The 24,751-nt window shown below is 70.1% G+C and carries 22 protein-coding genes and 1 pseudogene; 12 read left to right on the plus strand and 11 right to left on the minus strand.

The genetic code is table 11. From position 1 onward, the window contains the following. The first annotated feature begins 8 nt into the window (after positions 1–8). Complete coding sequence (locus ACQEV2_RS14845; protein ID WP_433040305.1) at positions 9–473, plus strand: NUDIX hydrolase; 465 nt, start codon at positions 9–11, stop codon at positions 471–473. A 336-nt stretch (positions 474–809) separates the two neighbouring features. Here the strand turns inward: ACQEV2_RS14845 and ACQEV2_RS14850 are convergent, their stop codons facing one another. Both ACQEV2_RS14850 and ACQEV2_RS14855 read right to left on the minus strand, forming a co-directional pair. Next, on the minus strand, positions 810–1,163 hold the full coding sequence (locus ACQEV2_RS14850; protein ID WP_433040308.1) for a 4-fold beta flower protein: 354 nt from the start codon (positions 1,161–1,163) through the stop codon (positions 810–812). 42 nt (positions 1,164–1,205) lie between these two features. Beyond that, the gene (locus tag ACQEV2_RS14855; protein ID WP_433040311.1) at positions 1,206–2,867 is read right to left on the minus strand and encodes a P-loop ATPase, Sll1717 family; all 1,662 of its coding nucleotides are present in this window, start codon (positions 2,865–2,867) and stop codon (positions 1,206–1,208) included. Between the two features lie 690 nt (positions 2,868–3,557). On the opposite strand from ACQEV2_RS14855, the gene ACQEV2_RS14860 reads away from it, so the two are divergent. Further along, positions 3,558–5,510: a TerD family protein gene (locus tag ACQEV2_RS14860; RefSeq protein ID WP_433040314.1), complete on the plus strand. Its 1,953-nt coding sequence runs from the start codon at positions 3,558–3,560 to the stop codon at positions 5,508–5,510. A 420-nt stretch (positions 5,511–5,930) separates the two neighbouring features. Further along, positions 5,931–6,419 carry an Asp23/Gls24 family envelope stress response protein gene (locus ACQEV2_RS14865; protein WP_433040317.1) on the plus strand — a complete coding sequence of 163 codons (489 nt, stop codon included), beginning with the start codon at positions 5,931–5,933 and terminating at the stop codon, positions 6,417–6,419. A 17-nt stretch (positions 6,420–6,436) separates the two neighbouring features. Here ACQEV2_RS14865 and ACQEV2_RS14870 read toward each other — a convergent pair whose 3' ends face one another. After that, positions 6,437–7,438, minus strand: coding sequence for an acyl-CoA desaturase (locus ACQEV2_RS14870; RefSeq protein ID WP_433040320.1), 1,002 nt, complete (start codon positions 7,436–7,438; stop codon positions 6,437–6,439). A gap of 350 nt (positions 7,439–7,788) precedes the next feature. On the opposite strand from ACQEV2_RS14870, the gene ACQEV2_RS14875 reads away from it, so the two are divergent. The 7 genes and pseudogenes from ACQEV2_RS14875 to ACQEV2_RS14905 all read left to right on the plus strand — a co-directional run bounded on the left by ACQEV2_RS14875 (position 7,789) and on the right by ACQEV2_RS14905 (position 13,222). Further along, positions 7,789–8,511: a DUF5994 family protein gene (locus ACQEV2_RS14875; protein WP_433054454.1), complete on the plus strand. Its 723-nt coding sequence runs from the start codon at positions 7,789–7,791 to the stop codon at positions 8,509–8,511. A 10-nt stretch (positions 8,512–8,521) separates the two neighbouring features. Next, positions 8,522–8,794 (plus strand): hypothetical protein, encoded by a 273-nt coding sequence (locus ACQEV2_RS14880; RefSeq protein ID WP_433040323.1) that lies wholly within the window; start codon positions 8,522–8,524, stop codon positions 8,792–8,794. A gap of 325 nt (positions 8,795–9,119) precedes the next feature. Continuing rightward, positions 9,120–10,271 (plus strand): annotated as a pseudogene (locus ACQEV2_RS14885) (PP2C family protein-serine/threonine phosphatase); the annotation flags it as partial. Positions 10,272–10,582: 311 nt separating this feature from the next. Further along, positions 10,583–11,008, plus strand: a complete 426-nt coding sequence (locus tag ACQEV2_RS14890) for an STAS domain-containing protein (RefSeq protein ID WP_433040326.1) — start codon at positions 10,583–10,585, stop codon at positions 11,006–11,008. Further along, on the plus strand, positions 11,005–11,676 hold the full coding sequence (locus tag ACQEV2_RS14895; protein WP_433040328.1) for a hypothetical protein: 672 nt from the start codon (positions 11,005–11,007) through the stop codon (positions 11,674–11,676). Before ACQEV2_RS14890 ends, ACQEV2_RS14895 begins: the two co-directional genes overlap by 4 nt. A gap of 91 nt (positions 11,677–11,767) precedes the next feature. After that, the gene (locus ACQEV2_RS14900) at positions 11,768–12,427 is read left to right on the plus strand and encodes an ANTAR domain-containing protein (protein WP_433040332.1); all 660 of its coding nucleotides are present in this window, start codon (positions 11,768–11,770) and stop codon (positions 12,425–12,427) included. A gap of 78 nt (positions 12,428–12,505) precedes the next feature. Further along, complete coding sequence (locus ACQEV2_RS14905) at positions 12,506–13,222, plus strand: ANTAR domain-containing protein (protein ID WP_433040335.1); 717 nt, start codon at positions 12,506–12,508, stop codon at positions 13,220–13,222. A gap of 205 nt (positions 13,223–13,427) precedes the next feature. Here the strand turns inward: ACQEV2_RS14905 and ACQEV2_RS14910 are convergent, their stop codons facing one another. Further along, positions 13,428–13,706 carry a hypothetical protein gene (locus ACQEV2_RS14910; RefSeq protein ID WP_433040338.1) on the minus strand — a complete coding sequence of 93 codons (279 nt, stop codon included), beginning with the start codon at positions 13,704–13,706 and terminating at the stop codon, positions 13,428–13,430. Between the two features lie 215 nt (positions 13,707–13,921). Next, positions 13,922–14,665 (minus strand): ribonuclease BN, encoded by a 744-nt coding sequence (locus tag ACQEV2_RS14915; protein WP_433040341.1) that lies wholly within the window; start codon positions 14,663–14,665, stop codon positions 13,922–13,924. A gap of 249 nt (positions 14,666–14,914) precedes the next feature. Between ACQEV2_RS14915 and ACQEV2_RS14920 the strand changes: the two genes are divergently transcribed. Continuing rightward, positions 14,915–15,271, plus strand: coding sequence for a PRC-barrel domain-containing protein (locus tag ACQEV2_RS14920; protein ID WP_433040344.1), 357 nt, complete (start codon positions 14,915–14,917; stop codon positions 15,269–15,271). A gap of 36 nt (positions 15,272–15,307) precedes the next feature. Continuing rightward, entirely contained in the window at positions 15,308–15,478 is a 171-nt protein-coding gene (locus ACQEV2_RS14925; RefSeq protein WP_433040347.1) for a hypothetical protein, read from the plus strand. A gap of 74 nt (positions 15,479–15,552) precedes the next feature. Here the strand turns inward: ACQEV2_RS14925 and ACQEV2_RS14930 are convergent, their stop codons facing one another. From ACQEV2_RS14930 to dhbC, 6 genes are read right to left on the minus strand one after another with little or no spacing between them, the layout of a single operon-like run. Further along, positions 15,553–16,884 (minus strand): MbtH family NRPS accessory protein, encoded by a 1,332-nt coding sequence (locus ACQEV2_RS14930; protein ID WP_433040350.1) that lies wholly within the window; start codon positions 16,882–16,884, stop codon positions 15,553–15,555. Beyond that, complete coding sequence (locus ACQEV2_RS14935; protein WP_433040353.1) at positions 16,881–20,789, minus strand: amino acid adenylation domain-containing protein; 3,909 nt, start codon at positions 20,787–20,789, stop codon at positions 16,881–16,883. The genes ACQEV2_RS14930 and ACQEV2_RS14935 overlap by 4 nt, the downstream gene beginning before the upstream one ends. Then, positions 20,786–21,016, minus strand: a complete 231-nt coding sequence (locus ACQEV2_RS14940; RefSeq protein ID WP_433040356.1) for a phosphopantetheine-binding protein — start codon at positions 21,014–21,016, stop codon at positions 20,786–20,788. Before ACQEV2_RS14940 ends, ACQEV2_RS14935 begins: the two co-directional genes overlap by 4 nt. Continuing rightward, on the minus strand, positions 21,013–21,651 hold the full coding sequence (locus tag ACQEV2_RS14945) for an isochorismatase family protein (RefSeq protein WP_433040359.1): 639 nt from the start codon (positions 21,649–21,651) through the stop codon (positions 21,013–21,015). Before ACQEV2_RS14945 ends, ACQEV2_RS14940 begins: the two co-directional genes overlap by 4 nt. 13 nt (positions 21,652–21,664) lie before the next feature. Continuing rightward, positions 21,665–23,329: a (2,3-dihydroxybenzoyl)adenylate synthase gene (locus ACQEV2_RS14950; protein WP_433040362.1), complete on the minus strand. Its 1,665-nt coding sequence runs from the start codon at positions 23,327–23,329 to the stop codon at positions 21,665–21,667. Then, positions 23,326–24,525, minus strand: a complete 1,200-nt coding sequence (dhbC, locus tag ACQEV2_RS14955) for an isochorismate synthase DhbC (protein WP_433040365.1) — start codon at positions 24,523–24,525, stop codon at positions 23,326–23,328. The genes ACQEV2_RS14950 and dhbC overlap by 4 nt, the downstream gene beginning before the upstream one ends. Positions 24,526–24,751 lie beyond the last annotated feature (226 nt).

The raw sequence follows: 24,751 nt of genomic DNA on the forward strand, positions 1-24,751 counted from the left end.
TTCCTCCTATGCTCCTGTGCATGAGTAATACCCGGGAAGCAACTTTGCCGCCACTCCACTCCGTATCGGTGGCTGGGGTAGTGGTGCGCGAGGACGGCCGACTCCTGGCGATCCGCCGCGCCGACAACGGCACTTGGGAGCTCCCCGGCGGCGTGCTCGAACTCGACGAGACCCCCGAGGCGGGAGTCGCCCGCGAGGTCCTGGAGGAGACGGGCATCCACGTCGAGGTGGACGAACTGACCGGCGTCTACAAGAACACGACCCGAGGCATCGTGGCCCTGGTCTTCCGTTGCAGGCCCTCCGGCGGTACGGAGCGCACGTCGAGTGAGTCGACGGCGGTCTCGTGGCTCACGCCCGACGAGGTCTCGGAGCGCATGTCCGAGGTCTTCGCGATCAGGCTCTTGGATGCCTTGGACGGCAACGGCCCCCACGTGCGGAGCCACGACGGCAAGCGCCTCATCCCAGCGGGATAGAACTTTCCCTACTTCATCAAGGCCCGCGCACGGCGCGGGCGCGCGCCGCCTCGACGGCGCGGCCTGCCTCTGTCTTCGCCCCGGCTGGCCGCGCCAAGGCGGCGCGCTGGCGAGCTGCGGGCATGAAGTGGGAGACACCCTCTGTGGCTGGGGCGGTCAGCTCCACGGCTTTAGGCAGCCACTTTGGGGCGAGCCTCTAAGATCATGGCCCCAACGTCGTGCTTTAACGGGCAGGCCAACAGACTGCCCGACGCGCCGGAAGCTTACGGGGCCATGATCACTCGCCCCAAAGCAGCTCCAGCCCAAAGCCGCTCCGCCGACCTCGTTCGAAAGGCGTTAGCCGCCGACGAATCCATCCCAGCTGCTTCGCGACCATACAAGGGAAGCCACCGGAGATACCGGCTGAACACCGACCACAGGAAATGGTGGAAGTTCCTGCAACCCAGGAGGGTTTGGCGGCAATGCCGGAACCGGAGTTGTTGGGCCTCCTGCCGCTCCAAACATCCAAGCGACCGATGCGCCATGTCGATCTTGAAAGTAGCCGTTGATCAGCTGCCCCAGATATCGGCCTCGATAGCTGATAACCCACTCCGCACGGACATAAGCAAGCGGCTCTCCACGAAAAGAATAAATGACACCCTGATGGAGCCAGGCGCAAACCCCACCCACTCGGTCAAAGATTGGATCCACTCGCTCTCTCCTGCCATCAGCACCCGAGCCGCTTGAATACCTCTAGCTGTGCCGAAGTCCGTCCAGCCTCACATCGAGAGCAGCCTGAAAGGCTGGGTGAATAGTGAATCCCACAGTCGCCTCAAGATTGCTGACCCTTTCAGCAAACTCAGGGAACGTACGGACATAGCGAACTGTGCTTTGCCTTCCCGTAGTGCAGCCAATGAACCCAATGTTGTACAGCAGGGAAGCCAGACGCCCGTACCATTCAGCCCAACTACCTCCAGGATTGTTCCACATAGATGATGTTATGTAGTCGAGCCACTCGTTTCCCCTGAAATAGGGGTCGGCTAGCAGCAGGGCAGCGTCATCGAGTCGCCTAGTGAACTCTTCTCGCGACATTGGAACTACCGCCCCATTGAATGCGGCGAAGACCCGGTCAATGTCTGGATAGGACATCTTCCATTCGTCACGCAAGGCAAGCAGCCGCTTGTAGGAGTAGGAGTCTTCTGCGTTCTTGATATCCTCCCACGAGATCCTTTCACTGCCCGAGGAGATGGCAAAGGTCTCATTGACGAACGCAATGATGTCTCGCGGGCGCATAAGCGTTCTCGCCAGCATGTAATCAAACGCGTCCCCGCGCGTGGTATTTCTACGCGGCAGGACGTCAGAGATAGAATTGCTCGGTGCGCCTTGCTTGGCAGAAGCGATACGCAGCCGACTACTCACGAGGTCACGCAGCTCCGCCGGCCCCCACCGCATGTGAAGGGAAAGCGAACGGAACTTCTCCTCCTGGCCTCCCGTCCTGTGCCCGAAATCGAGGTTTTCGAAGATGTTTGTCCGCAACGCCACGATCACTTTCAGGTTTCGAACGCGCTGCAAATCGAGCACCGCTCTAAAAAGACAGCGAATCAGAGCGTTAGCGATCTTTTCGTCGACCCAGTCGCGATCGAGGTCGTCGATAACTACATAGGTGAAGTTCTGACGGCTATCGAGAATATCCTCGTCGAGGACCTTCAGCATTTTGTTGAGACGAGCCATTTGGGTCTCATTAACGACGCGCTGGAAGCGGTCAGTCAGCTCGCGACGAGTCTCCGTCGAGAACGTGTCAGCTAGCCCTCCGCCGATGGTTGCCGTTGCGGTAGCAGCCGCGTTACCCGAGACCTTGAGTGTCCCTTTCGCCTCTTTGTTGATCTTCTCTTCGAACTTTTCAGTGATTTCACGGACGCGCTCGTCAGCCTCTACCCAAAACCGGTCCTGGAACTCCTCCAGATAGTCAAGGGCATGCCTCTTTCCTGGGTCGCGCTTGATCTTATCGCGCAGTGAACTCAGGAAGTTCATCTTCGCCACATAGGAATCAACTTTGTACCTGTGGCGAATGAGTTCAACTAGGAGCACATGCTTCCAGAGAGCGATGAACAAGGGGTCGAGGCTGACCTCAAGCTCATCCAGGTAGCGCATCACACCCAGATTGGTGATGTAGCTCAGCGAAAGGTCTTCGGGTGCCACACGAACAACATGCTCGGGATTCTCTTCCTCCAGCCGCTGCAAGAGGGCAGATTTTCCACTTCCTGTTCGCGCAATTACAAAGCAGCGCGGGTCCTCTTTCGAAGAGACTGTCCGATAGTCGTCGGATTCGTAGAATGCCTCCATGAGCAGCGGATCTGCTTCTGCCTGCTCTCCGCCGATGCTGAAGTTCGAACCACGGACTCCACCAGACCTCATCCAGCCCCCCTCAAGGCGTGACGAAGCTCACATGGTAACGCTGTCCGAGGTCTCAAGTGAGGGGTTCGTACGAGCTCACCTAAGGATCAGCGGATCCATACCTGACCAGTGCGCTGACCACTGCAGTTCGGCAGGGCTTCGGCGCACTAAGCACGGACCACTGGCTGCACCTCCTGATGCGGTGCTCACGCCAGGATGTCGCTCGGCGGTCGCTGAGCCGTCCAAGGGTGTCCGAGGCCAGTCGACGTCGACCGACAACAACAGAAGCCCACCCGGCTACTGGAGGGCAGTCTGCAACTCTCACGAGGGCGAGTCGAATGCGTGTCGAAGTCGACGGGCAAGCCGTCGGCGGGGCGAGCAACTGCACAGGTCAGAGCTCTGGTGCAGGCGGACACACGAAGCGCCTTCTAAGCGCTTGGCCGCAGGTTCGAGTCCTGCCGGGGGCGCCTAGTCTCCGCCCTCCTTCGGGAGGGCGTTTTTGCTGGTCAGGGGCGCTCAGGCGATGTTGTCCGGCCCTCGGTGGGTGTTCTTCCCTGAAACCTCCCGACGTTTCGGTGCGGTCTCTGCGCGGTCTCTCCGCGGGCGACGCGAGACGACCTCCTCGTCACGCCCCTCCACACGCCCCTCCAGATGAGGGCAAATCGGCATACAGGTTGAGGGAGTGCCGGATATCAGATCATCCTTGCCGCCATGAGTCTCGTCTCCGCCTCCTTCGATGTGCCCGCCATGGGCGACTACGCCTACGACTGGGCCCTGGTCGATGTGGAGACCTCAGGACTCATGGCCCGGCGAGATCGCGTGCTGTCCGTCGCGGTGATCACGATCGGTCCGGACGGCGAGCAGACCGGGGAGTTCTCGACGCTGCTCAATCCGGGGTGCGATCCGGGGCCGGTTGAGGTGCACGGGCTGTCCGTCGAGCGACTGCAGGGTGCGCCGACGTTCGACCAGGTCGCCGGGCGGATCGGGGCGATGCTTCAGGACCGGGTTCTCGTCGCCCACAACGCCCAGTTCGACTACGACTTCCTGGCCTACGAGTTCGCCCGTGCGCGGATGTGGCTTCCGGTGTCGCAGCGGCTGTGCACCCTGGCTCTGAATCGCCAGGTGGATCCACCGACGGAGGACATGAAGCTCGGCACCCTCGCCGCCCATTACGGCGTCCCCCAGCAGCGTGCGCACGATGCGCTGGACGACACCCGTGTGCTGGCCGGGATCCTGCGGGCGTCACTGCGCGAGGCAGCGCGGCTCGATCTGCCCTTGCCGCTGGTGACCTGCCCGCCCCGGGCGGAGTCGCAGTTCACGCCGAAGCCGCCGAAGACTCCCTGTGCGTACCGCAATCCGGGACGACTGGTTCCCGGCGGGCCTCTCCAGCAGGGGATGAAGGTCGCGATCACCGGCGAGACCGCCCATGCCCGGGCGGAGTTGGTCGGGCGGGCGGTTGCCGCCGGGCTGAACATGATGACCTCCGTAAGCCGTCACACCAGCGTGCTGGTCACCAATGAACCGGCGTCCGATTCGGCAAAGGCCTGGCGCGCACTCGCCGTAGGCGTGCCGGTCATCGACGAGCACACCTTCCTGCGGCTGCTGGCCGACGTACGGCCGGGGACAGCGCATGAGGCGACGGCCGTCACTGTCGCCCCCGTGGCCGAGCCGGAAGCGGAACCAGCTGTCGGGCCCATGGAGTTGGTGCCCGCGACGACCTCTGCCGTACCCGTCACGACCTCTGCCGCGCCCGCCAGGACCTCTGCCGCGCCCGCCCCGGAACAGGCAGCCCGCCCCACGGTCGCCCCCGGTGTGTCGGTACCCGCTCCGCGCCACCCGGAGCCCTCCGTCGGTACCTTGGACAAGGCTCTGGCGGGGCGTCGCGTGCTGGTACTCGGTGGCGCCCATGCCGATGCCTCGGCGGCCCGTACCCGCGTCGTCGAGCTGGGCGGGTCCGCGGCGGTCAACCTGTCCGCCAGCGTCACCGACGTTGTAATCCTGGAGGGAGGGCAGGGCGACCGGCGCATGAGCCGCATCACCGCTCTCGGACTCCCCGTGCACGACCTCGACTGGCTCACCGCTCCGACCGTCCCCGCCTTGGCCGAGGCGGCTCTGCGGCCACGGGAGCCGCACGTGATGCCGAGAGGCGGGGTCATCGACCTGCCCATGCCGCACGGCAGACCCGCGCCGGAGTGGTACGTCACCGCCGGCTGGGCCCCGCAGTCCGGCTACGAGATCGATGTCGTCGCCTTCCTCCTCGACGAGGACGAGCAGGTCACGTTCGACGAGGACTTCGTCTTCTACGGAGCTCCGGAGAGCCCGGCCGGGACTGTGCGGCTGCTGACCGGAGGCCCGGCCGAACAGACCGTCGCCCTCGACCTGGCTTCCCTGCCGCCCGCCACGCGCAAGGTCGTCGTCGCTGCGGCCATCGACGGCGCCGCCACCTTCGGAACGGTCGGTGCGATCCAGATCGGTGCGGCACCCGGCAGCAGCGGGGCCCTTCTCGCCCGGGCCACCCTGGACGCCGCCACCACCGAACGCACCATGCTGCTCGCGGAGATCTACCGCAGGGGGCCGATCTGGCGCCTACGCGCCGTCGGCCAGGGCTACGACCACGGCCTCGACGCCCTCGCACGCGGATACGGCGTCGACATCGCCGACTGAACGACGGTGCAGGAGACGGAGGTCTCCCGCCCCCTGGGTAATCGCCCCCTCGGCCCCACCGGGGCGCAGTCGCGCGAGGACCTGGCCATGCCGGCTCCGGCCGGTCACGTGACGGCCACGTCCCTCCATATGACTGACACGTCCCTCCATATGACTGATATGACCGATATGACGTCTCGGGCATACCCTGGTGAGTGGGTCCGCGCACTCTCACGTGCAACGACCCGGAAGGGCGGCCCCGGTGTGTATACGCCGGGGCCGTTGGGTCACCGGCACATGCCACCGGGAGAAGGTGTGCGCCACATGGTGCCGGGAGGCTGAGGTAGTGCTGCCACTTGCCTGAGCGAGGTCGGGCAGTCGCCGTTAGCGTGAAGGAAAGGGCACGACAGGCCGCCTTGCGTCGGAAAGTGGTGACCGAAGATGACGGATACCGGACTGCCGAACCGGCCCGAGACCCCTCGCACGGGATCACTGGGCGAGCGCGGCGGGAAGAGTGCAGGGGGGCCGCACGGAGGTGATCCGGGGTCGCGCGGCCATACGACAATCGCCGACGACGTGGTGGCGAAGATCGCCGGGCTGGCGGCCCGGGACGTGCCGGGCGTCCATGCGATGGGCGGTGGGTTCGCCCGGGGCATGGGGGCCATGCGTGAACGGGTGCCCGGTGCCGGCGGGAAGTCCGTCACCAGCGGGGTGAAGGTCGAGGTCGGCGAGGTGCAGGCCGCGGTCGACCTGGAGATCGTCGTCGAGTACGGCGTCTCCATCGTCGACGTCGCGGGCGACGTCAGAGAGAACGTGATCGCCGCCATCGAGCGGATGACCGGTCTGGAAGTCGTCGAGGTCAACATCGCGGTCGGCGATGTGCATGTGCTCGACGAGGACGAGGAAGAGCCCGAGCGGCGGCTCGAATAAGGATCGAGTGGTCGACGTCAGGCGCGGCGGGCGGCGACCCGCTCCGCCGTCGGCCAGCGCACGTCGTGCACCCAGCCGAGGCGTTCGAGGAGGCGGATCACGGCGGCGGAGGGGTCGAGCTGACCGCGGTCGACGCCGTGGCGGGCGCTGGTGGGGTCGGCGTGGTGGAGGTTGTGCCAGCTCTCGCCGAAGGAGAGCAGGGCCAGCGGCCACAGGTTGGTGGCCCGGTCGTGGCGCCGGGTGCGGAAGGGGCGCTCACCGATCATGTGGCAGAGGGAGTTCACGCTCCAGGTGACGTGGTGGAGCAGGGCGATGCGGACGAGTCCCGCCCACAGCAAGGCGGTTACGCCGTACACCCACGTACCACCGATGGCCCATCCCACCGCGAACGGCAGCGCGAGCGTGAAGACACACAGCGCCGGGAAGGCGCGGGCGACGGCACGGATGTCGCGGTCGGCCAGCAGGTCGGGGGCATAGCGCTCCGGCGGCGTACGGTCGTTGCGGAACAGCCAGCCGACGTGGGCGTGCAGCAGCCCGCGCAACTGGCCGCGCAGATGTGTGCCGTAGCGGTACGGGGAGTGCGGGTCGCCGGGGCGGTCGGTGAAGGCGTGGTGGCGGCGGTGGGTGGCGACCCAGCCGATGACGTCGCCCTGGAAGCTCATCGATCCGGCCACCGCGAGCGCGATCCGCACGGGACGGACGGCCCGGTAGCCGCCGTGGGTGAGGCCGCGGTGGAAGCCGACGGTCACGCCGAGACCCGTGATCGTGTAGAGAACGAGGGCGAGCACGATGTCGGCGGGATGGATGAGGCTGCCCCACAGCAGCCAGCCGGCCAGGGCGATCGCCACGAACGGCAGGACGACGATCACGGCCGTGATGGCGACATACAGCCGCTCACCGCCGTCGCGCGCGGGTGCCGGGGCGTCCGGCGGGAAGGGGGACGTCCCGTCGTAGTCCTGGGGCGGCGGGGCGGGGTCCGACGGTGCGACCGTGGTGGAGGGGGGCGGGCTGAGCGGCATACGTGGCTCCTTGGCCTGGATGCGGATGGCGCGGCCGGGGTCACGGGCTGCCCATGCGAGGGGGGTCGCGAGAACGGGGCCGGTTCGGACGCCGGCATACGACGAGCCCTCTCTCTCCTCCACCGTACTCCCGCACGCTGCGGGACGAGGCGGGCCGGCCGTGCGGCCACCGCGTTGGCACGGACCGTGGCCGGACATCGACCGGCAGACGGTGCAGGGCCATGCCTCACGACCCGGAGGCACAGTCCGACGGACTCCGGCTCGCGCTGAGGCAGTACCGGGAGATCACCCAGCGACTGCTCCATATCCAGGCGGCCGCTGCTCCGCGCCGCGGCGGAGCGCGGAGTAGTGTGGACAGTACTGAGGGCATCTCGCACACCGGCTTCCACGCCGGGTCGTCCCCGGCGAAAGATGAAACCCGGGCCGCCGCAGAGGCGGCCCGGAGACGGGTCCGCATCATGTCGGCGACCTTGCTTCCACCCATGCCGCACCCCGAGCCCGTCGCAGCCCCGGCCGCGCGTCTCACCCTGAAGACCGACGGTACGTCGGGCGGACTCCTGGACGGTGCCTGGTGGCCCCGCTCCCGGGATCTGCAGAGCGAACTGCCGGCACTGACCGACGTGTTGGACCCCTTGTGGGGCCGCATCACCCGCATCGCCGTCAACCCGGAGCACTGGCCGGTCATCCCCCGCAAGGTTCCCGTGGACGGCCACATCGTCAAGGTCGGCTGGTTCACCCCGGAGATCGACCCGCACAAGCTGCTGCTGCTCTCCTACGGCACCGGACGCTGGGACCTGCTGGTCATCCCGCCCGAGACCGGCGCGGAGTCGGCGGCCCGGCTGATGGCCGCCGCGTCCGACTACGGCGGCCCGCCCCGGACCGCGAGCGCGCTCATCGCCGCGGACGAGGCCCGGCACGGCGTCTCCGCGACCGACGGGCCACTGGACCCGGACGAGGCGTGGGAGTACGAAGGCGGCGCCTCCGCGGTGTCCGCGGCCGTCCCGCAACAGCCCGGTCCGCCAGGTCGGGCCGGTCGGGCCGGTCGGGCGAGCCGCCTGATCGTCGGTATGTGAGGTGGCCGCCATGAACGCCTTTCTGACGGCCGTCGCCTTCATCGTCCTCATCGCAGCGGCGGCATACGTGATCCACCGGCTCAACGTCCAGCACGCCGACAGAATCGCCGTGCACCGGTACAGCTCCCCCCTGCCCGGCCACCGCGGCCGCGGCACCCCGCAGCCCCCGGTGGGACCGGACCGGTCCGAGTCGCCGACCACCGGCGAACGGCGGGACCACCGCGACGGGGGCCGCGGCCGCTTCCCGGCGCGCCGCCGCAGCCGTACCACTCACCACAGGTGACCAGCCGGTTTCGGTCACCGGGAGATCGGCTCGGCCATCGCGCCCCAGGTGCAACGGGACGGAGAGCCACCTGTTCCAGCCCTGCCGCATCTGGCGTAATGGGCTGTTCGGCGTGGCCCGCCGCGTCACTCTGTGCGGGTTGATCGCGGTCGTGTCAGGAGCGCGTGTGTGCGGATCACGTGAGCGGGTCGAGCGCTGCCCGGCGCGCATCCGCTGTGACCGCAGGACGGGCCGCGCGGGTCGGTGCGGGCGTTGAACTCGCGGCACGAGGTGAGCATGGACACGGTGGCAGAAGCCTCGACGACGCCGGTGCGGGAGTGCGGTTGTGGCGGAAGGTGAGCGCCGACCCGACGAGGGCGCGCTGGACCGGTCGGAAGGGTTCGGTGAGCGGCTGCTGGGGGTGCTGCTGGACCGGGCACACGAGATGCCGCCGCAGCTGATCGCCCCGCTGATCGCGGAAGAGGTGGCCAGGGTCGGTGGCCGCGACGTCTCGATCCTGCTGCAGGACTACGGCCAGCTGGTGTTGGTGCCGTTGCCGGGTCGGCGGCTGACGGTCGGCGAGCCTGAGCCGATCGGTGACTCTCCCGCCGGTACGGCCTTTCTGCAGGCGACCACTGTCGAGGTGCCGCAGTCCGACGGCGTCCGGATGTACCTGCCGTTGCTGGACGGCAGCGACCAGGTGGGCGAGATTGCCCTCACCCTGGACGCCGTCGATGAAGACGACCGGCGGCTGCTGCGCAGGCTCGCCGGCCTGGTCGCCGACATGCTGGTCACCAAGCACAGCTACACCGATCAGTTCTTCCTCGCCCGGCGCCGCGAACCGATGAGCGTGACCGCGGAGATCCAGTGGTCCCTGCTGCCACCGCTGGCGATGTCCGTCCCGCAGGTCGCGGTGGCCGGAATCCTGGAGCCTGCCTACGACGTCGCCGGCGACAGCTTCGACTACGCCCTCAACGAGGACATCCTGCACGTGGCCATGGTCGATGCGATGGGCCACGGCCTGGACGCCGCCACGATGGCGACCGTCGCCGTCGGGGCCTACCGGCACGCCAGACGTGCCGACATCGGCCTGCCCGGGATCTACACGTTCATGGACCGGGCCATCGCCGAGCAGTTCGGGCCCGACCACTTCGTCACCGCCCAGATGATGCGTCTGAACAAGGTCGTCGGGCAGCTGGGCGGCCCGACCACCCTGCCCGTCGGCTTCGGCGGTGAAGAGCCCCGGATCAGCGGGCAGACGCTCCAACACGGCGACCGGGTGCTGTGCTTCACCGACGGCCTGATCGAGGAGCACGAAGCCGGCGCAGAACAATTCGGCGAAGAACAACTCATCCACTGGGTCAACCGCATCGAACACACGGAGAAGGGAGTACGAGCGGTGGTGCGCTCACTCTCCCACGCCCTGAAGCAGCAACGGGGCGGCCGCACCACCGACGACGCGACCCTCTTCCTGATCGAATGGCGAGGGGGCGCCGCGTCCACATCCTGGGATTGGGCTGCTTCGGACCGTCCGTCACACGACGTGAGGACTACGCTGTTGTGCAGACGTCCCAGACCCCGGCGGCATGCTGTTGCTGAACACAGATGGCTGCGGGGTGCGGACTCCTCGTCCGTCACCCGGCGCTTCCCTGGAGGCAACTGGGTGGGTCCTCTGTCCTGCTGCGCAGGCGCTCGGACCGGCCGTTGCTCTGCCTCCGCCGAAAGTACGCCCCTGCCGGGAGCGCGCCCAGGGTGCCGGAACTCCGGCTCACCGTGCCGCTGCCGGATGGTCTTCCGAACCGAGGCGTCATGCCCCTCTCACAGCTCACCGTCCACCGCCGTGACCAAAGGAAACAGGCGCTGATCGCCCTGTCCGGTGAGATCGACCTCGAATCCGCGCCGTTGGTGCGCGAATCCCTGGAACGGTGCCTGCGGGACGGTATCCGCACCATCGACGTCGACCTCACCCCCGTCACCTTCTGCGACTGCAGCGGACTCAACGCCTTCCTCGACGCTGCGCAGCAGGCCACCGTGGCCGGTGGGACGCTGCGACTGCACCATCCGCCGACGACACTGGCTCGGATTCTCGACCTGGCCGGCTGCGGGTTCCTGCTCCTCGGCCTTCCGTTCGGCCACCTGCCGCCTGCTCTCGGCGACACCCCGGCCGCGCCACATCCGGCCCCGCCGCACCGCTCTGTCCCCCTTGCGCCTGTTCGGTCGGGCGATGTGCGATGACGGCCGAACCCGGGCGGGGACAGTCACGGAAGCCGGGGGACGGCCAGCCGCCCGCCGTGGCTCCGGCGCGGTTGCGTCGGCTGAGCCGTTGGCTGGTGGAGGGCCTGCGTGAGGATCTGGCGGGGCTGTATGTGGAGTCCCATGCAACGGCGCCGGGGGATCCATACCGCCGTCCCAGCCGTCAGCACTTCCTGAACCGTCTCACCGTGGACATGCGCCGACCGGGATTCGCCATGGTGATCGCCGAGACGGACAGCCTGACGGGCTGCGCCTTCGGATTCCCGGTGGCCGGAGACGGCTCCTGGTGGCTCGGCTTCGACGGAGCACTGCCGCGCGGCATCGAGCAACTCACAGCGTCCGGCAACGTCTTCGCGTTCGCCGCCCTCCTGATCCGGCCGCACCCGCAGGACCGGGAACTCGCCCGCCGTGTGCAGGAGCGGCTGCTGACCGACCATCAGGCATCGCTCGGCGCGACCCTGGTGGACCGGGCCGATCGCCCGACCCTCGCCGCGCTCTGCTCCTGGGGGTGGCTGGATGTCGGAGAGCTTCGCAGGCCGGCGGGCGCCACCACGTTCCGCGCGCTGGTGCTTCCCTTCGGGGAACGCACCACGGCGAGGCTGGAGGGCCTTGTCACGATGCCTGAAGGCGGTGGCCCCGGTGGGCCCTGACAGGCGGTCGACCCGCATTCGGATGCTGGTGGCCGAGCAGGCAGCCCGACGCGGTGCCCGGGTGAGTGTGGTGGACGTGTGCACGGCGGCCGTGGCGGCGCTGCCGGTCGGCGGGGCCGGGCTGTCGGCGATGTCCAAGGCCGCGGCGAGCCATCCGTTGTGCAGCACCGACGACATCAGCGAGCAACTGGAAGAGCTACAGCTCACCCTGGGCGAAGGGCCCTGCGTGGACGCCTTTGTACGCGGCTCGGCCGTACTGACACCCGATCTGCTCACCATCGAACTTCAGGATCACTGGGCCGTGTTCGCCGACGCGGCCCTGGAAGCCGGGGCCCGCGCGGTGTTCTCGCTCCCCCTGCAGAAGGGAGCGATCAGCCCGGGAGTTCTGGACCTGTACGCCAACATTCCGACCGTACTGAACACGGAGGAGCTGGCCGACGCCCTGGCGTTCGCCGATCTCGCGACGCTTCTCCTGCTCGACGCAAGGATCGACGAGACGGGCGCGCCGACCGGCGGGCCTGTGCCGGACCGCGGCATCGAGGACCTGGGCGCCTACCGAGCGGAGATCGACCAGGCCAGCGGAATGCTCACGGCTCAGCTCGGAGTCGGCATCGAAGAAGCCTTCGTCCGGCTCCGCGCCCACGCCTATGCGCGGGGACGCCGGCTCGCGGACGTGGCCGCCGACGTGGTGGCCCGGCGGCTTCGTTTCTCCCCGGACGCGGAGCCGGGTCAGGACGAGGAGGAAACCTGACGTTCGGGCCCCGCCGAGGAACGTGCCGTACTTCCCGCCCCTTCGGGCAGGGGCTAGTCTCAATCGAGGGTGCCCACGATGGATCAACAGCTTCTGGCCAAGACCTTCGTCGAGCTGGCCGACAATCTGGTCGCCGACTTCGACCTCATCGACTTCCTGCGCCTGCTGACCGACCGCTGCGTCGGCATGCTCGACGCGAGCGCCGCCGGGGTACTGCTCGCGGACCGGGACGGCAAACTCCGCGTCATGGCCGCCTCCGACGAACGGGTGCGCCTGCTGGAGCTCTTCCAGCTCCAGAACGACGAAGGCCCCTGCCTCGAGTGCTTCCGCACGGGCGTACCGGTGATCGTCGCCGACCTCGGTACGGTGACCGCCCGCTGGCCGCGCTTCGCGGTGGCGGCCCGGCGCAGCGGGTTCGGGGCAGTCCAGGCCCTGCCCATGCGGTTGCGGGACGACATCGTCGGCGCCCTGAACCTCTTCCGCACCGCCCCCGGCCCCTTCGACCCGGCCGCCACACCTGTCGCCCAGGCCCTGGCCGACGTCGCCACCATCAGCCTGCTGCAACAACGCACCGCTCAGCGCAGCACGGTGCTCAACGAACAGCTGCAGACGGCGCTGAACAGCCGGGTACTGATCGAACAGGCCAAGGGGAAGCTCGCCGAACGTCAGGGCATCGACATGGAACAGGCGTTCAGCGCGCTGCGCGGCTACGCCCGCTCCCACAACCGGCGCCTGGCCGATGTGGCCCGCGCCCTCATCGACAGTTCCGAACCCCTCACCGGCCTGGGGTCCTGACCCATGCAAGTTCCGGTCATGGCGGGGATCGCCGGCCATCACCATGCCTCGTGCCTCGTCGATGACCGCACGGTTCGCCGGCGCCCGGCCCAACTGCTCGTTGCTGACGTGCAGTTCGACGACCTCGGCCGGCAACGCCGCGTCCCCGTTCAGTGGCCGTGGCCGGCTCATGACGCAACCCATGGCTGCCCGGCCACTTCACGGGTCACCTGCGGTGTTCGCGGTCCCGACGGTCCTCGCGCCGCCAGCGCGCCCGGTTCTGACGGCTGTAGCGGCGGTCCCAGCGTTCCTGGCGATTCCGGCGCTCCTGGTAGTCCCGGTAGTCCCCGAGGTCGGAACCGCCGCTGCGGCTCCGGTCGCCGCCACGGTCACGGCCGTGTCGGGTGGCGGCATAGACCAGCACCGCCGCAGCCACCCACAAGATGGGATCGAGGAAACCGAAGCCGAACAGGACCGCGATGAGGATGAGGAGCAGGACGGACACGGTGGGCCTCCCCGGGGGTGCGGGACAGAGCATCGATACCGGGGACTGGGGCCTCACCCCACAGCGTAGTCCTGCCCAAGGGTCGCGGATAGCGGGCGATTCAAGCGGTGCTCGGTGCTGCTCCAGGGGGCGCGCCCTGCGATGTCCGGGCAGCCGACCGGGAACTCGGCGAGCGCGTCAAGGGGCACAGTTCTCTCTGGAGGGAGGGCCGCATCTCATCCGCGCCGTTTCAGTGCGTGTGCCATGCGCGGGAGTTCCTCGTACAGCAGCCGGCCGACGAGCGCACCGCCGAAGATGACGACACCCACGCCGACCAGCCAGGACTGGATGACGAGGACGGTTCCGACGGGTCCGTAGGTGACGACGTTGGATGCGATCAACGGCGAGAAGACGAGCCTGGAGAAGACCCTCAGGCCGAGCAGCCCGATCACGGTGGCCACGGCGCCGGGCAGCAGGGCGCGCCGGCGGATCCTCCCGCCGAGCAACAGGCGCTGGGACCACCACAGGAACAGCACGGCACTCAACGACGCGACGACACCACCTGCCAGAGGTTCGCGCCGCAGCGTGGTGGTGGCGGAGAGGTAGAGGTAGCCGGTGAGGATGCCGAGCCACACCACATGCCGCCATCTGGCCCACCAGCGGGCCGGAGGCAGGTCCCAGACCTTCTCGTAGCCGGTCTGCACCGCCGCCCCGAAGGTCAGACCGAACACGGCAAGGGCGGCGATACCGAACGCGGTCGTGGTCCGCAGGGCCTGGCCGGGCGGGGTGAACAGCTGCTCGACCTGCCGCATGGAGGCCCTCGACACGCCGATCCCTTCCCCCAGCCACTGCGCGAAGCCCCGCCCGTGCTCGGGATCGGCAGAGGAGACAATGATCAGCAGCGGCACCAGCGTGAGAAACCCCAGCGCGGCAAAGCCCAGCGAGCGCGACCACAGCTCAAATCCCTGCTCCGCCGCCATCCTCGCCCGACCGGCGAACGGCTGATCACATGGCGCAGCCGCCCGAACCGAGATGAACGGTCCGCGGCGCCGGAAGGCTTCATCGGCATGCCTTGTCGACTACCACGTTCGGAACCCGTGCCGCGCGAGGGCGCGACGCAGTGAGTCCCGGATAGCCTGGAAGAACAATGGGCTACCGGGCTCAGCGGGCTGCGACGGCCCGAGGGGGCGGCTCGTTCCGGCCCGGATCAACGGCTCAGGAGGCAAGCCATGATCCATTCAGCCGATATCCGCGAGTGGCGCAACCGCAGCGTCGTCGACCCGAAGGGCCACAAGATCGGCGTACTCGAAGCGGTCTACGTCGACACCACCACCGACGAACCCGCCATGGCCACGGTCCGCACCGGGCTCCCCACCCGCCACCACCTGGCCTTCGTCCCCCTCGACGAGGCGACCCTCGGCCCGGACTACGTCAAGGTCTCCTACACCAAGTCGCTGGTGAAGAAGGCGCCCTCGGTCGGCATGGACGACATCCTGCCCGCCGAGTCGGAGGAAGCGATCTTCCAGCACTACGACATGCCCTACCAGACGGGCGCAGGCGGCGAGCGGCAACTCGCGCGCCGCTGATCGCCCGCTCAGCCACCCAAGGGAGGTGGACGTGTCATGGCCCTCTTGCTGTTTCTCGTTCTGGTCGCCGTCGTGCTGGGAATCATCGGAGTGGCGGCGGAGGGGATGGGCTACCTGCTGATCATCGGCATCGTGGTCCTTGTGGCCGCGTTGGGCCTCACCGCCGTCCGCTGGTCCCAGCGCACCGGTCACCGCCCCCTCCGGTAACGAACGACACCCTGTAGTGCCGGCGCCGTCCTCGGGCGGCGCCGGCTCTGCGGTGCCGGGCGGGCGGCGCTGTGTCAGCGGGGCGGGCTGATGCGGTGGATGGAGTCGATGGTCTCCGGGCCCGCTGCCGCCTTGTCGACCACGTAGGCGGTGCCGTGGGCGAGGACCACGTGGTCGGTGTTCGCGCCGGTGGCGAGGTCGGCGAGCACGGTTCCCGCGCGGGGGTCCAGGACGGTGGTGGTACCGGCGTCCTTGTTGGCGGCGAAGACGCGTCCGGTGCAGATGTCGGTCGCCACGGCGAGGGTGCCGGCGCCGGTCTTGATCTCGTTCTTCACCTCGCCCGAGGCCAGGTCGACGACGGAGACGGAACCGGCGGCCTGGTTCGCGGTGTAGGCGGTGCGGCCGTCGGCGGCCAGGGCCACGTCGATGCTGCCCTGTCCGGCGGGGAGGATCCTCGGCCGGTCGGATCCCGCGGCCACCTCGATCAGGCGGCTCTTGGCCAGGTCGGCGGCGTAGACGTTGCCGGTGTAGGGGTCGACGGCGAGGCCCGCGGGCCAGGCGCCCTCGACGGTGACGCGCTTCTTCTCCTGGTACGTGCGCAGGTCGAAGGCGACGATGGCGCCCTCCTCGAGTGCGCTGCACCAGACGAGGCCGCGCGCGATGTCGACGGCGACGTCCCGCGGGTGGCGCACGCCGGGCAGGGTGGCCAGGTGGCGGCCGGTCCGCTGGCTGTACACGGCGAGGGCGTTGCTCAGCGTGGCGGTGACCCACACGGTGTTGTGCACGTCGTCCACGGCCACGCCGTAGACGGCCTCCAGCGCGCCGGTGGCCTCGTCGGTGACGGGAGGCGTGGTGGAGGCCAGCAGCTTCAGCGACCGCGGGTCCACCTTGAGCAGCCGGGACCGGGTGACCGGGGGGTAGCCGATGGAACTGGTCACCCACAGCACGCCGTTGCGCGTGGAGTGGGCCACTTGGTAGAGGCCCTGGGCGAGTTCCGCGGACTTCACGGCGTAGGCCGAGTCGCGCGTGCGGTCCCGGTCGGGGGTGGCGGCGGACGCCGTTCCCGCCGAGCCGAGCGCACCGCCGGCGGCGATCGCCGCACCGAGGACGGCTCGACGGTCGATCGGGTTGCGGGTGCCGGACATGGTGTTTCCTCCAGGGTCGGGAGTCATGGGGTCAGGGGCGGTGAGGGTCTGGGGTACGGGGCGAGCGGGTTCGGTGTCCCGGCCGGGCAGTGGGACGTCGATGCTGCGCAGGCAGTCCTCGTGGGAGGCGGGCCCGAAGTCGGTGGTCCAGCCGGGCGGGATCCGCAGCCATGTCGGCCACAGCGATCGCCGGCCCGCGGCGTCGGCCAGCACCAGGTGGGTGGGATCGCCGGTGCCGGCCGGGTCGAAGGGATGGGTCATCCGTCGAGTTCCTTCAGGCGGGCCGCGAGGGTGGCGGCGATGTCGTCGAGCGGGCCGGGCCGGGTCATCTCCGGGTGCAGGCAGTCCAGTCGGTGCTCGTCGATCTCCCCGGAGACGTACGGCGCCCAGGCCCGGGGCGTGAGCCAGTGTTCGGCGCGGGGCGCGGCGGCCGTGAAGAACAGCACGTCACCGTCGAACACCCGGTGCTGCTGGCCGCGCATCAGCCGGGCGTTGTTGGTGACGATGCCGACGACGGAGTCGAGGACCCGCTCCGGCAGCGCCGCGAGCGCGCTGCCCTCGCGGCGCAGCAGCTCGAGGACGCCGTCCCGGGTCAGCCCGGTGCCGCCCTCGTGGCCGGCCATGCGGAGCAGGGCGTTGAGTGCGTCCTCCTCGGTGGGGCCGGCCAGGTCCCGCCACTGGTCGGAGGGGTAGGCGTCCATCAGCGCCAGCAGCTCGACGGCCTCGCCGCGTTGCTGGAGGTGGACGGCGACGGTGTGGGCGATGACGCCGCCGACCGACCAGCCCAGCAGCCGGTAGGGGCCGTGGGGCTGCACCGTGCGCAGCCGGTCGACGTAGTCGGCGGCCATCTCGTCCATGGTCGCGGGCAGTGGTTCGGGTGCCGACAGTCCGCGGGCCTGCAGGCCGTGGACGGGCTGGTCCGGGCCGAGCCGGGAGAGCAGGCCCGAGTAGCACCAGCTGATGCCGCCGGCCGGGTGGAACACGAACAGCGGGGTGCGCCCGCCCGAGGAGCGCAGCGGCAGCAGGACGTCCAGCGCGGTGTCGGCCGGGCCGCCGTCCGTCAGCCGATCGGCGAGCGCGGCGGGCGTGGGCGCGCGGAAGAGCGTGCCGAGCGGTGCCGGCGTCCCGAGCGTGTCGCGGATGCGGGACATCAGGCGCGCGGCGAGCAGGGACGTGCCGCCCAGGTCGAAGAACCCGTCGTCGACGCCGACCCGGTCGACGTCGAGCACCTCGGCGAAGAGGCGGGTCAGCGTCTCCTCGGTGGGGTTGCGTGGGGCACGGCTGTCGGCGCCGCCGGCGGTGGCGGGCGCCGGGAGGGCGGCCCGGTCCAGCTTGCCGTTGGGGCTGAGCGGGAAGGCGTCGAGGGCGACGAACGACGAGGGGACCATGTAGTCGGGCAGGGCGGCGGCGAGGCGGTCGCGCAGTTCGTCCCGGGCGGGGACGCTGCCGGTGACGTACGCGACGAGCCGCTGGTCGCCGGGGCGGTCCTCGCGCAGGATCACCGCGGCGCCGGTGACGCCTTCGACGGCCGTCAAGTGGGCTTCGATCTCGCCGGGTTCGAGGCGCTGCCCGCGCAGCTTCACCTGGTGGTCGGTCCGCCCCAGGTAGACCACCTCCCCGTCGGCGGTCCAGCGGGCCAGGTCCCCGGTGCGGTACATGCGGGAGCCGGCGGGGCCGTACGGGTCGGCGACGAACCGGGTCGCGGTGAGGCCGGGGCGGCCCAGGTAGCCGTCGGCGAGTTGGACGCCCGCGAGATACAGCTCGCCCGCGACGCCGGGCGGACACGGCTGGAGGGCCGCGTCGAGGACGTACAGGCGGGTGTTCCACACCGGGCGGCCGATCGGGACGGGACCCGTGTCCTCGGGTGCGCAGGTGTGGTGGCTGACGTCGACCGCGGCCTCGGTCGGCCCGTACAGGTTGTGCAGCGGCACGGACGGCAGCACGCGGTGGAAGTGGTGCGCGGTCTCCCGGGGCAGCGCCTCGCCGCTGCAGAAGACGTGCCGCAGCCCGGTGCACCCGGCCGCCTCCGGTTCGGCCAGGAACACCTGGAGCATGGAGGGCACGAAGTGGCAGACGGTGACGGCCTGTTCGCGGATGAGCCGGGCGAGGTACGCCGGGTCCTTGTGCCCCTCGGGGTCGGCGAGGACGAGCGTGGCGCCCTCGCGGAGGGCCCAGAAGAACTCCCATACGGACACGTCGAATCCGGACGGTGTCTTCTGCAGCACGCGGTCGCCGGGTGCCAGCGGATAGGTGTGCTGCATCCAGCGCAGCCGGTTGTCGATCGCCGAGTGCGGTACGACGACGCCCTTGGGCCTGCCGGTCGAGCCGGAGGTGTAGATGACGTACGCGGGGTGGCTCGGGGTGAGCGCGCGGGGCGGGTCGGCCGACGGCAGGTCCTGCGGGCCGGTGCCGTCCATGAGGACGTACGGACGTCCGGTCGCCGGCAGCCGGCCGGCGGTGGCCGCGTCGGTGATGACGCAGACCGGGTCGGCGTCGTCGAGCATGTGAGCGAGCCGGTCGGCCGGATAGCCCGGTTCGAGCGGCAGATAGGCGCCGCCGGCCTTGAGGACGGCGAGCAGGGCGACGACCAGCGGGACGGAGCGGGGCAGGGCGACGGCGACGAGTGTGCCGGGGCCCACGTCCCTGGCGGCCAGCTGGTGGGCCAGCCGGTCGGCCCGCGCGTTCAGTTCCGCGTACGTCAGGGTCAGCTGCCCGTGGACGAGAGCGGGTGCGTCGGGAGTGCGCCGGGCCTGGGCCTCGATGGGGCCGATGAGCGTGGTGGCCGGGACGTCCCACTCCGTGGCGTTGAACTCGGCCAGCACCCGGTGGCGTTCGGCGTCGGTGGCCATGCCGAGTTCGGCGAGGGGGGCGGTGGGGTCGCAGTCGGCGATCCGGGCGAGCAGGGCGAGGAACCGCTCCTGGTGGGCGGTGATGTCGTCGCGGGTGTAGAGAGCCGGGTTGGCGTCGAGGTCGATGTGCAGCCCGCGGCCGTCGGTGCGGTCGTAGACGTTGACGGTGAGGTCGTCGACGGGGCCCGCGGACAGGTTGTGCGGGACGGCGGGAGCGCCGGCGAAGGTGAGGTCGTAGTCGAACGGCATGACGTTGATCAGCGGGCCGATGAGCGGCCGGGTCTCGCCGAGCAGGCCCAGATCGCGCCTGATGTCCTCGTAGCGGTAGCGCTGGTGGCGGCGTGCGGCGCGCACCGCCAGCACGACCTGCCGGGTCAGCTCGGCGAGCGTGGTGGCGGGGTGGACGGCCAGCCGCAGCGGCAGGACGTTCATCACCATGCCGGGCACGCGCAGAGCCACCGTGCCCAGCCGGCCCATCAGCGGCATGCCCAGGACGACTTCGGTGTGCGCGGTGATCCGTGAGACGTACAGGGCCTGCGCGGCGACGATCAGTTCGGGCCAGGTGGCGCGGAGTTCACCGGCGCGTGTGCGCAGCCGCGCCGTGACGTCGTCCGGGACGCGGGCACTGGACCGCAGGAAGGTGCGGGAGGGCAACACGGTGCGTCCGGCCGGCGTGGGTGCCTCGGGCCGGTCGGCGAGGAGCTCGCTCCAGTGGGCGCGGTCGGCGTCGTACTGCTCGGATGCGCGATAGGCGAGGTCGTCGGCGACCAGGTCGTCGACGCGGCCGAACGGGCAGTCGCCGGGCCACTGTCCGGCCGCGAGCGCCGAGTAGATCTCAGCGGTGCGCCGGGCGATCAGCGAGTAGCCGAAGCCGTCCATGACCAGGTGGTGCACGCGCTGGTACCACAGCCAGCGCTCGTCGCCGACCCGCAGCAGCGCGTGCTGGAAGAGCGGCCCGGCGGCGAGGTCGAAGGGCCGGGCGAGGTCGCCGTCCATCCAGTCCCGGGCGGCGGCGTGCGGATCGGGCGCCTCGCGCAGATCGGCGGTGTGCAGGGGGAACCCGTGGTCCGGTGCGGGCACCGGGCAGGGGAACTGCCGTGGCCCGTCCGGGGTTTCGGCGATCCGCATCCGCAGCGCCCCGGCCTCCTCGGCGGTGCGGTGCAGGGCCTGCGCGAACAGCGCGGGCCGTACGGGACCGTGGATCTCCAGGTACTCGGCCGTGTTCAGCGCGGGGCTGTCCGGGTCGAGGGCCTGCGCGTACCACATCCCGGTCTGGGCGGCGGTCAGCGGGAGACCACGCTCGGCCGCGGTCGTCATGGCCGGGCTCCCAGCAGGAGTGCCCAGGCCTCGATGGCGGGCCGGTCGGCGAGGTCGACGAAGGAGATCTCGGCGCCGTGCTCGCGCCGCCACCGCTCGACCAGGCTCATCAGCCGGACCGAGTCGAGGCCGTAATCGACCAGGTTCTCGTCGTCGGGGATGTCGGCGGGGTCCTCCCCCAGCACGTCCGCGACGTCCTCGCGTATGTGCCGCACGGTCAGCGTCATGGTCGGTCCCCCTGGAAGACGGCGTCGGCGGTGGTCACGAACGCGCAGGAGCGCGCGGCCCAGCGCAATGCGTCGAGGTGCTCGCGTGCGCTGAAGTCGGCGACGGCGTCCGCGACGACGAAGGCCTGGATGTCCCGCATCCAGGCGTCGCAGGCCGTCATGTTCACCCCCAGGTGCGCGTAGACACCGGTGATGATCAGCTGGTCGCGTCCGTGCTCCGCGAGGAGGTCGGCCAGGTCGGTGCGGACGAACGCGCTGTACTTCCACTTGGTGAGGACGGTGTCGCCGTCGCGCGGCGCGACCGCGGAGGTGATGGCGGCGGCGTGCGCGTCGTCGGGCAGTCCGGGGCCCCAGAAGTCCAGCTGCAGCCCGCGCAGCGCGGGGCTCTGGCCGCCGGGCTGGGCGGAGTAGACGACCGGGATGCCGCGCCGGCGGGCCTCGTCCGTCAGCCGGGCGGTCCGGGCGAGGAGGTCGTCGAGCGGCGCCGCGTCCGGGTCGAACGCCGACAGAAAGTAGTTCTGCAGGTCGTGGACGAGCAGCACGGCGCGGGCCGGGTCGACGGTCCAGTCGACCCGGTTGCGGGGCAGCTCGGGGCCGGCCGGCATGGCGTACGGCGCGATGGAGGGAAGTGCCATGGTGAGGTCGCTCTCATCGGGGGAAATCGGCTGCGGAGTCGGCGGCGGTCGCGCGGAGGTCCTTCTTGCTGACCTTGCCGACCCCGGTGTGCGGGAAGGCGTCGACGAACTCGACCCGGTCGGGCACCTTGAAGGCGGCCAGTCCCCGCTCCCGTACGAACCGTCTGAGCGGGGCGGCACGCAGTTCGGCTCCCTGGCGCAGGATGACGTAGGCGCAGGTGCGCTCGCCGAGGTAGTCGTCGGGTACGGCGACGACGGACACGTCGTGCACCGCGGGGTGGCCGAGGATGATGTTCTCGACCTCCTCGGCCGCGATCTTCTCGCCGCCGCGGTTGATCTGGTCCTTGGCGCGGCCCTCGACTACGAGGTGGCCGCTGTCGGTCATCCGGACGAGGTCGCCGGTGCGGTAGAAGCCGTCCTCGGTGAAGGAGCGCGCGTTGTGCTCCGGGGCACGCCAGTAGCCACGGATGGTGTAGGGGCCGCGGGTGAGCAGATGGCCGGTCTCTCCCGGGGCGACGTCGCGGTCCTCGTCGTCGACGATGCGCAGTTCGTCGTCGGGGGAGATGGGGCGTCCCTGGGTGGTGACGACGGTCTCCTCGTCGTCGTCGAGCCGCGTGTAGTTCACGAGGCCCTCGGCCATGCCGAAGACCTGCTGCAGCGTGCAGCCCAGTGCGGGGCGGATGCGGCGCGCGGCCGCCTCGCTGAGCTTGGCACCGCCGACCAGCAGCACCTGCAGGCTGCTCAGGTCGTACGGGGTCCTGGCCGCCGCCTCGGTCCATGCCAGGGCGAGCGGCGGGACGAGTCCGGTGAGGGTCACGCCCTCCCGTTCGATGAGCTCGAACGCCGTGTCCGGATCGGGCCTCGGGCACAGGACGACGCGTCCGCCCGCGGCCAGCGTGCCGAGTGAACCGGGGGAGCTGAGCGGGAAGTTGTGTGCGGCGGGCAGGACGATGAGGTGCACGCTGTGCTCGTCGACCGCGCAGATCTCGTTGGAGGCGCGCACCGAGTACAGATAGTCGTCGTGGGTGCGCGGGATCAGCTTCGGTACGCCGGTGCTGCCGCCGGACAGCTGCAGGAAGGCGAGGTCGCCCGCGTCGGGGCCGTCATGCGGTACGGGCTCGCGCGGCACGTCGGCGAGGGGGGTGTGCTCCGCGGGGTCGCCGACGACGAACACATGGCGGAGCGTGGGAACCTGCGCCTTCACCCGGGAGGCCAGCTCCCGGTAGTCGTATCCCTCGTGCACGTCGGCGACGACGTAGGCGACGGCCTCGGTGAACGCGCAGAAGTAGGTGATCTCCGTGTCCCGGTGTGCGGGCAGGGCGAAGACCGGCAGCGCCCCGATCCGGAAGAGGGCGAAGACGGTCTCGAAGAACTCGGCGACATTGGGCAGCTGGACGACGACCCGGTCGCCGCGCCCCACGCCGGCGGCAAGCAGCCCGGCCGCCAACCGGTCGGCGCGGTCGTCCAGTTCGGCATAGCTCCAGCGGCGCCCCGCACCGGCCGGATCCACGACGGCGATCCGCTCCGGGTGCCGCTCGGCCTGCGCCCGCAGCATCTGCCCGAACGTCTCGCCGCGCCAGTAACCGGCGGCCCGGTAGCGCTCCGCGAACTCGGGGGGCCAGGTGGGGGCGTCGGTGCTGCCGGGGGGCTCGGCCGGGCAGGTCTTGGCCGCGGTCACAGGTCTGCCCCCACCGCGTCCAGGAACGTGCGGAACTTGGCGGCGGTCTCCGCGGTTTCGGCGGTGGGGTCGGACGAGGCGACGACGCCCGCTCCGGCGAAGAGGCGGAGGCCTCGGTCGGACACCTCGGCGCAGCGGATGGTGACGACCCACTCGCCGTCGCCGTCGGCGTCGCCCCACCCGACGATCCCGGTGTACAGACCGCGGTCGAAGGGTTCCAGTTCGCCGATGACCCGGCGGGCGAGCTCGGTCGGGGCGCCGCAGACGGCGGGCGTGGGGTGCACGGCGCAGGCGAGATCCAGCACGGAGACGGAGGGTAAGGCCAGGGTGCCTGTGATGGTGGACGACAAGTGCCACATCGCGGCGGTCTGCACCAGCGTCGGCCGTTCGGGGACGTGGAGTTCGGAGCAGTAAGGGGCGAGAACGGCACGCATGGCGTCCACGACGACGGCGTGCTCGTGCAGGTCCTTGGGGGACTCCAGCAGTGCGGCGGCGCGCCGCACGTCCTCGGCGAGGTCGTCGCTGCGGGGCATGGAACCGGCCAGCGGATTGGCCACCAGGGCGGTTCCGCGCCGGGAGACGAGGAGTTCGGGGCTGGCACCGAGCAGGGTGCCACCGGTCCCGGTGGGCACGGCGAAGGTGTAACCGCGGGCGTCCCGGCGGGCCAGGCGCTGCAGCATCGCGGGAATGTCGGGTGACCGGTCGCCGGTGAGGTCGAGTGCCCGCGCGAGGACCACCTTGCCGAACTCGCCCGCCCGCATCCGCCGCACCGCGGCCGCGACGGCGGCCCCGTAGCGTTCGGGCGCCGGCACGGGGCGTACGGTCCAGGCGATGGGCTCGGGCCGGGGCGGGGGGAACGCGATCAGCGGGTCCGCGCACAGGGCCGGGGCCCGGTGCACCGCCGCGGGCACGACGAGCGCGGCCGGTCCGGTGTGGTCGAAGGGGATCGCGCCGACCACCACGGGGTCCGGTTCTCCGGCGGCGCGCGACGCGGTGAGCGCTTCCCGCACGCGTTCGGTCAACGGCCGTTCGTCATGCGCCACTTGAGCGCGCACACCGCGGGCGAGGAGCGTGCGCGTCGGCGAGGCCAGGAAACGGTCCGTATCCGGCCGGTAGGCGTCGAGAAGGGCTGTCGCCGTGCCGACGGCGTCGACTTCGGTCTGGCCCGTGGCGAGCGTCTCGTGGACCGTGGTCACCTTGGGTTCTCCGGATTTCTCCGGTACTGCGAGTACCGGGCCGATGGGTTCGGTCAGTGCGGGTGGGCGAAGTACGCGGGCCGGGCGGTGTGGCCGCGCGCCGGCCCGTCGGCAGCGCGCGCACGGGACGGCCGCCGGTTCGTCCGGCGGGGATCGCAGCCGCCACCGGCTTCCTCGGCGGACAGTAGCCGCGAGGGATCCGCCGGGGCTCGCCGTCTGACACGGC

The sequence above is a fragment of the Streptomyces sp. CA-251387 genome (assembly GCF_050936625.1).
Classification (GTDB): domain Bacteria; phylum Actinomycetota; class Actinomycetes; order Streptomycetales; family Streptomycetaceae; genus Streptomyces.

What these genes read in the sequence shown, in the direction of transcription:
- ACQEV2_RS14845 (WP_433040305.1), top strand. Translation starts at nt 9, where the DNA reads ATGCTCCTGTGCATGAGTAATACCCGGGAAGCAACTTTGCCGCCACTC.
- ACQEV2_RS14855 (WP_433040311.1), bottom strand. Translation starts at nt 2,867, where the DNA reads ATGAGGTCTGGTGGAGTCCGTGGTTCGAACTTCAGCATCGGCGGAGAG.
- ACQEV2_RS14860 (WP_433040314.1), top strand. Translation starts at nt 3,558, where the DNA reads ATGAGTCTCGTCTCCGCCTCCTTCGATGTGCCCGCCATGGGCGACTAC.
- ACQEV2_RS14865 (WP_433040317.1), top strand. Translation starts at nt 5,931, where the DNA reads ATGACGGATACCGGACTGCCGAACCGGCCCGAGACCCCTCGCACGGGA.
- ACQEV2_RS14870 (WP_433040320.1), bottom strand. Translation starts at nt 7,438, where the DNA reads ATGCCGCTCAGCCCGCCCCCCTCCACCACGGTCGCACCGTCGGACCCC.
- ACQEV2_RS14880 (WP_433040323.1), top strand. Translation starts at nt 8,522, where the DNA reads ATGAACGCCTTTCTGACGGCCGTCGCCTTCATCGTCCTCATCGCAGCG.
- ACQEV2_RS14890 (WP_433040326.1), top strand. Translation starts at nt 10,583, where the DNA reads ATGCCCCTCTCACAGCTCACCGTCCACCGCCGTGACCAAAGGAAACAG.
- ACQEV2_RS14895 (WP_433040328.1), top strand. Translation starts at nt 11,005, where the DNA reads ATGACGGCCGAACCCGGGCGGGGACAGTCACGGAAGCCGGGGGACGGC.
- ACQEV2_RS14905 (WP_433040335.1), top strand. Translation starts at nt 12,506, where the DNA reads ATGGATCAACAGCTTCTGGCCAAGACCTTCGTCGAGCTGGCCGACAAT.
- ACQEV2_RS14915 (WP_433040341.1), bottom strand. Translation starts at nt 14,665, where the DNA reads ATGGCGGCGGAGCAGGGATTTGAGCTGTGGTCGCGCTCGCTGGGCTTT.
- ACQEV2_RS14920 (WP_433040344.1), top strand. Translation starts at nt 14,915, where the DNA reads ATGATCCATTCAGCCGATATCCGCGAGTGGCGCAACCGCAGCGTCGTC.
- ACQEV2_RS14925 (WP_433040347.1), top strand. Translation starts at nt 15,308, where the DNA reads ATGGCCCTCTTGCTGTTTCTCGTTCTGGTCGCCGTCGTGCTGGGAATC.
- ACQEV2_RS14930 (WP_433040350.1), bottom strand. Translation starts at nt 16,884, where the DNA reads ATGACCCATCCCTTCGACCCGGCCGGCACCGGCGATCCCACCCACCTG.
- ACQEV2_RS14935 (WP_433040353.1), bottom strand. Translation starts at nt 20,789, where the DNA reads ATGACGACCGCGGCCGAGCGTGGTCTCCCGCTGACCGCCGCCCAGACC.
- ACQEV2_RS14940 (WP_433040356.1), bottom strand. Translation starts at nt 21,016, where the DNA reads ATGACGCTGACCGTGCGGCACATACGCGAGGACGTCGCGGACGTGCTG.
- ACQEV2_RS14945 (WP_433040359.1), bottom strand. Translation starts at nt 21,651, where the DNA reads ATGGCACTTCCCTCCATCGCGCCGTACGCCATGCCGGCCGGCCCCGAG.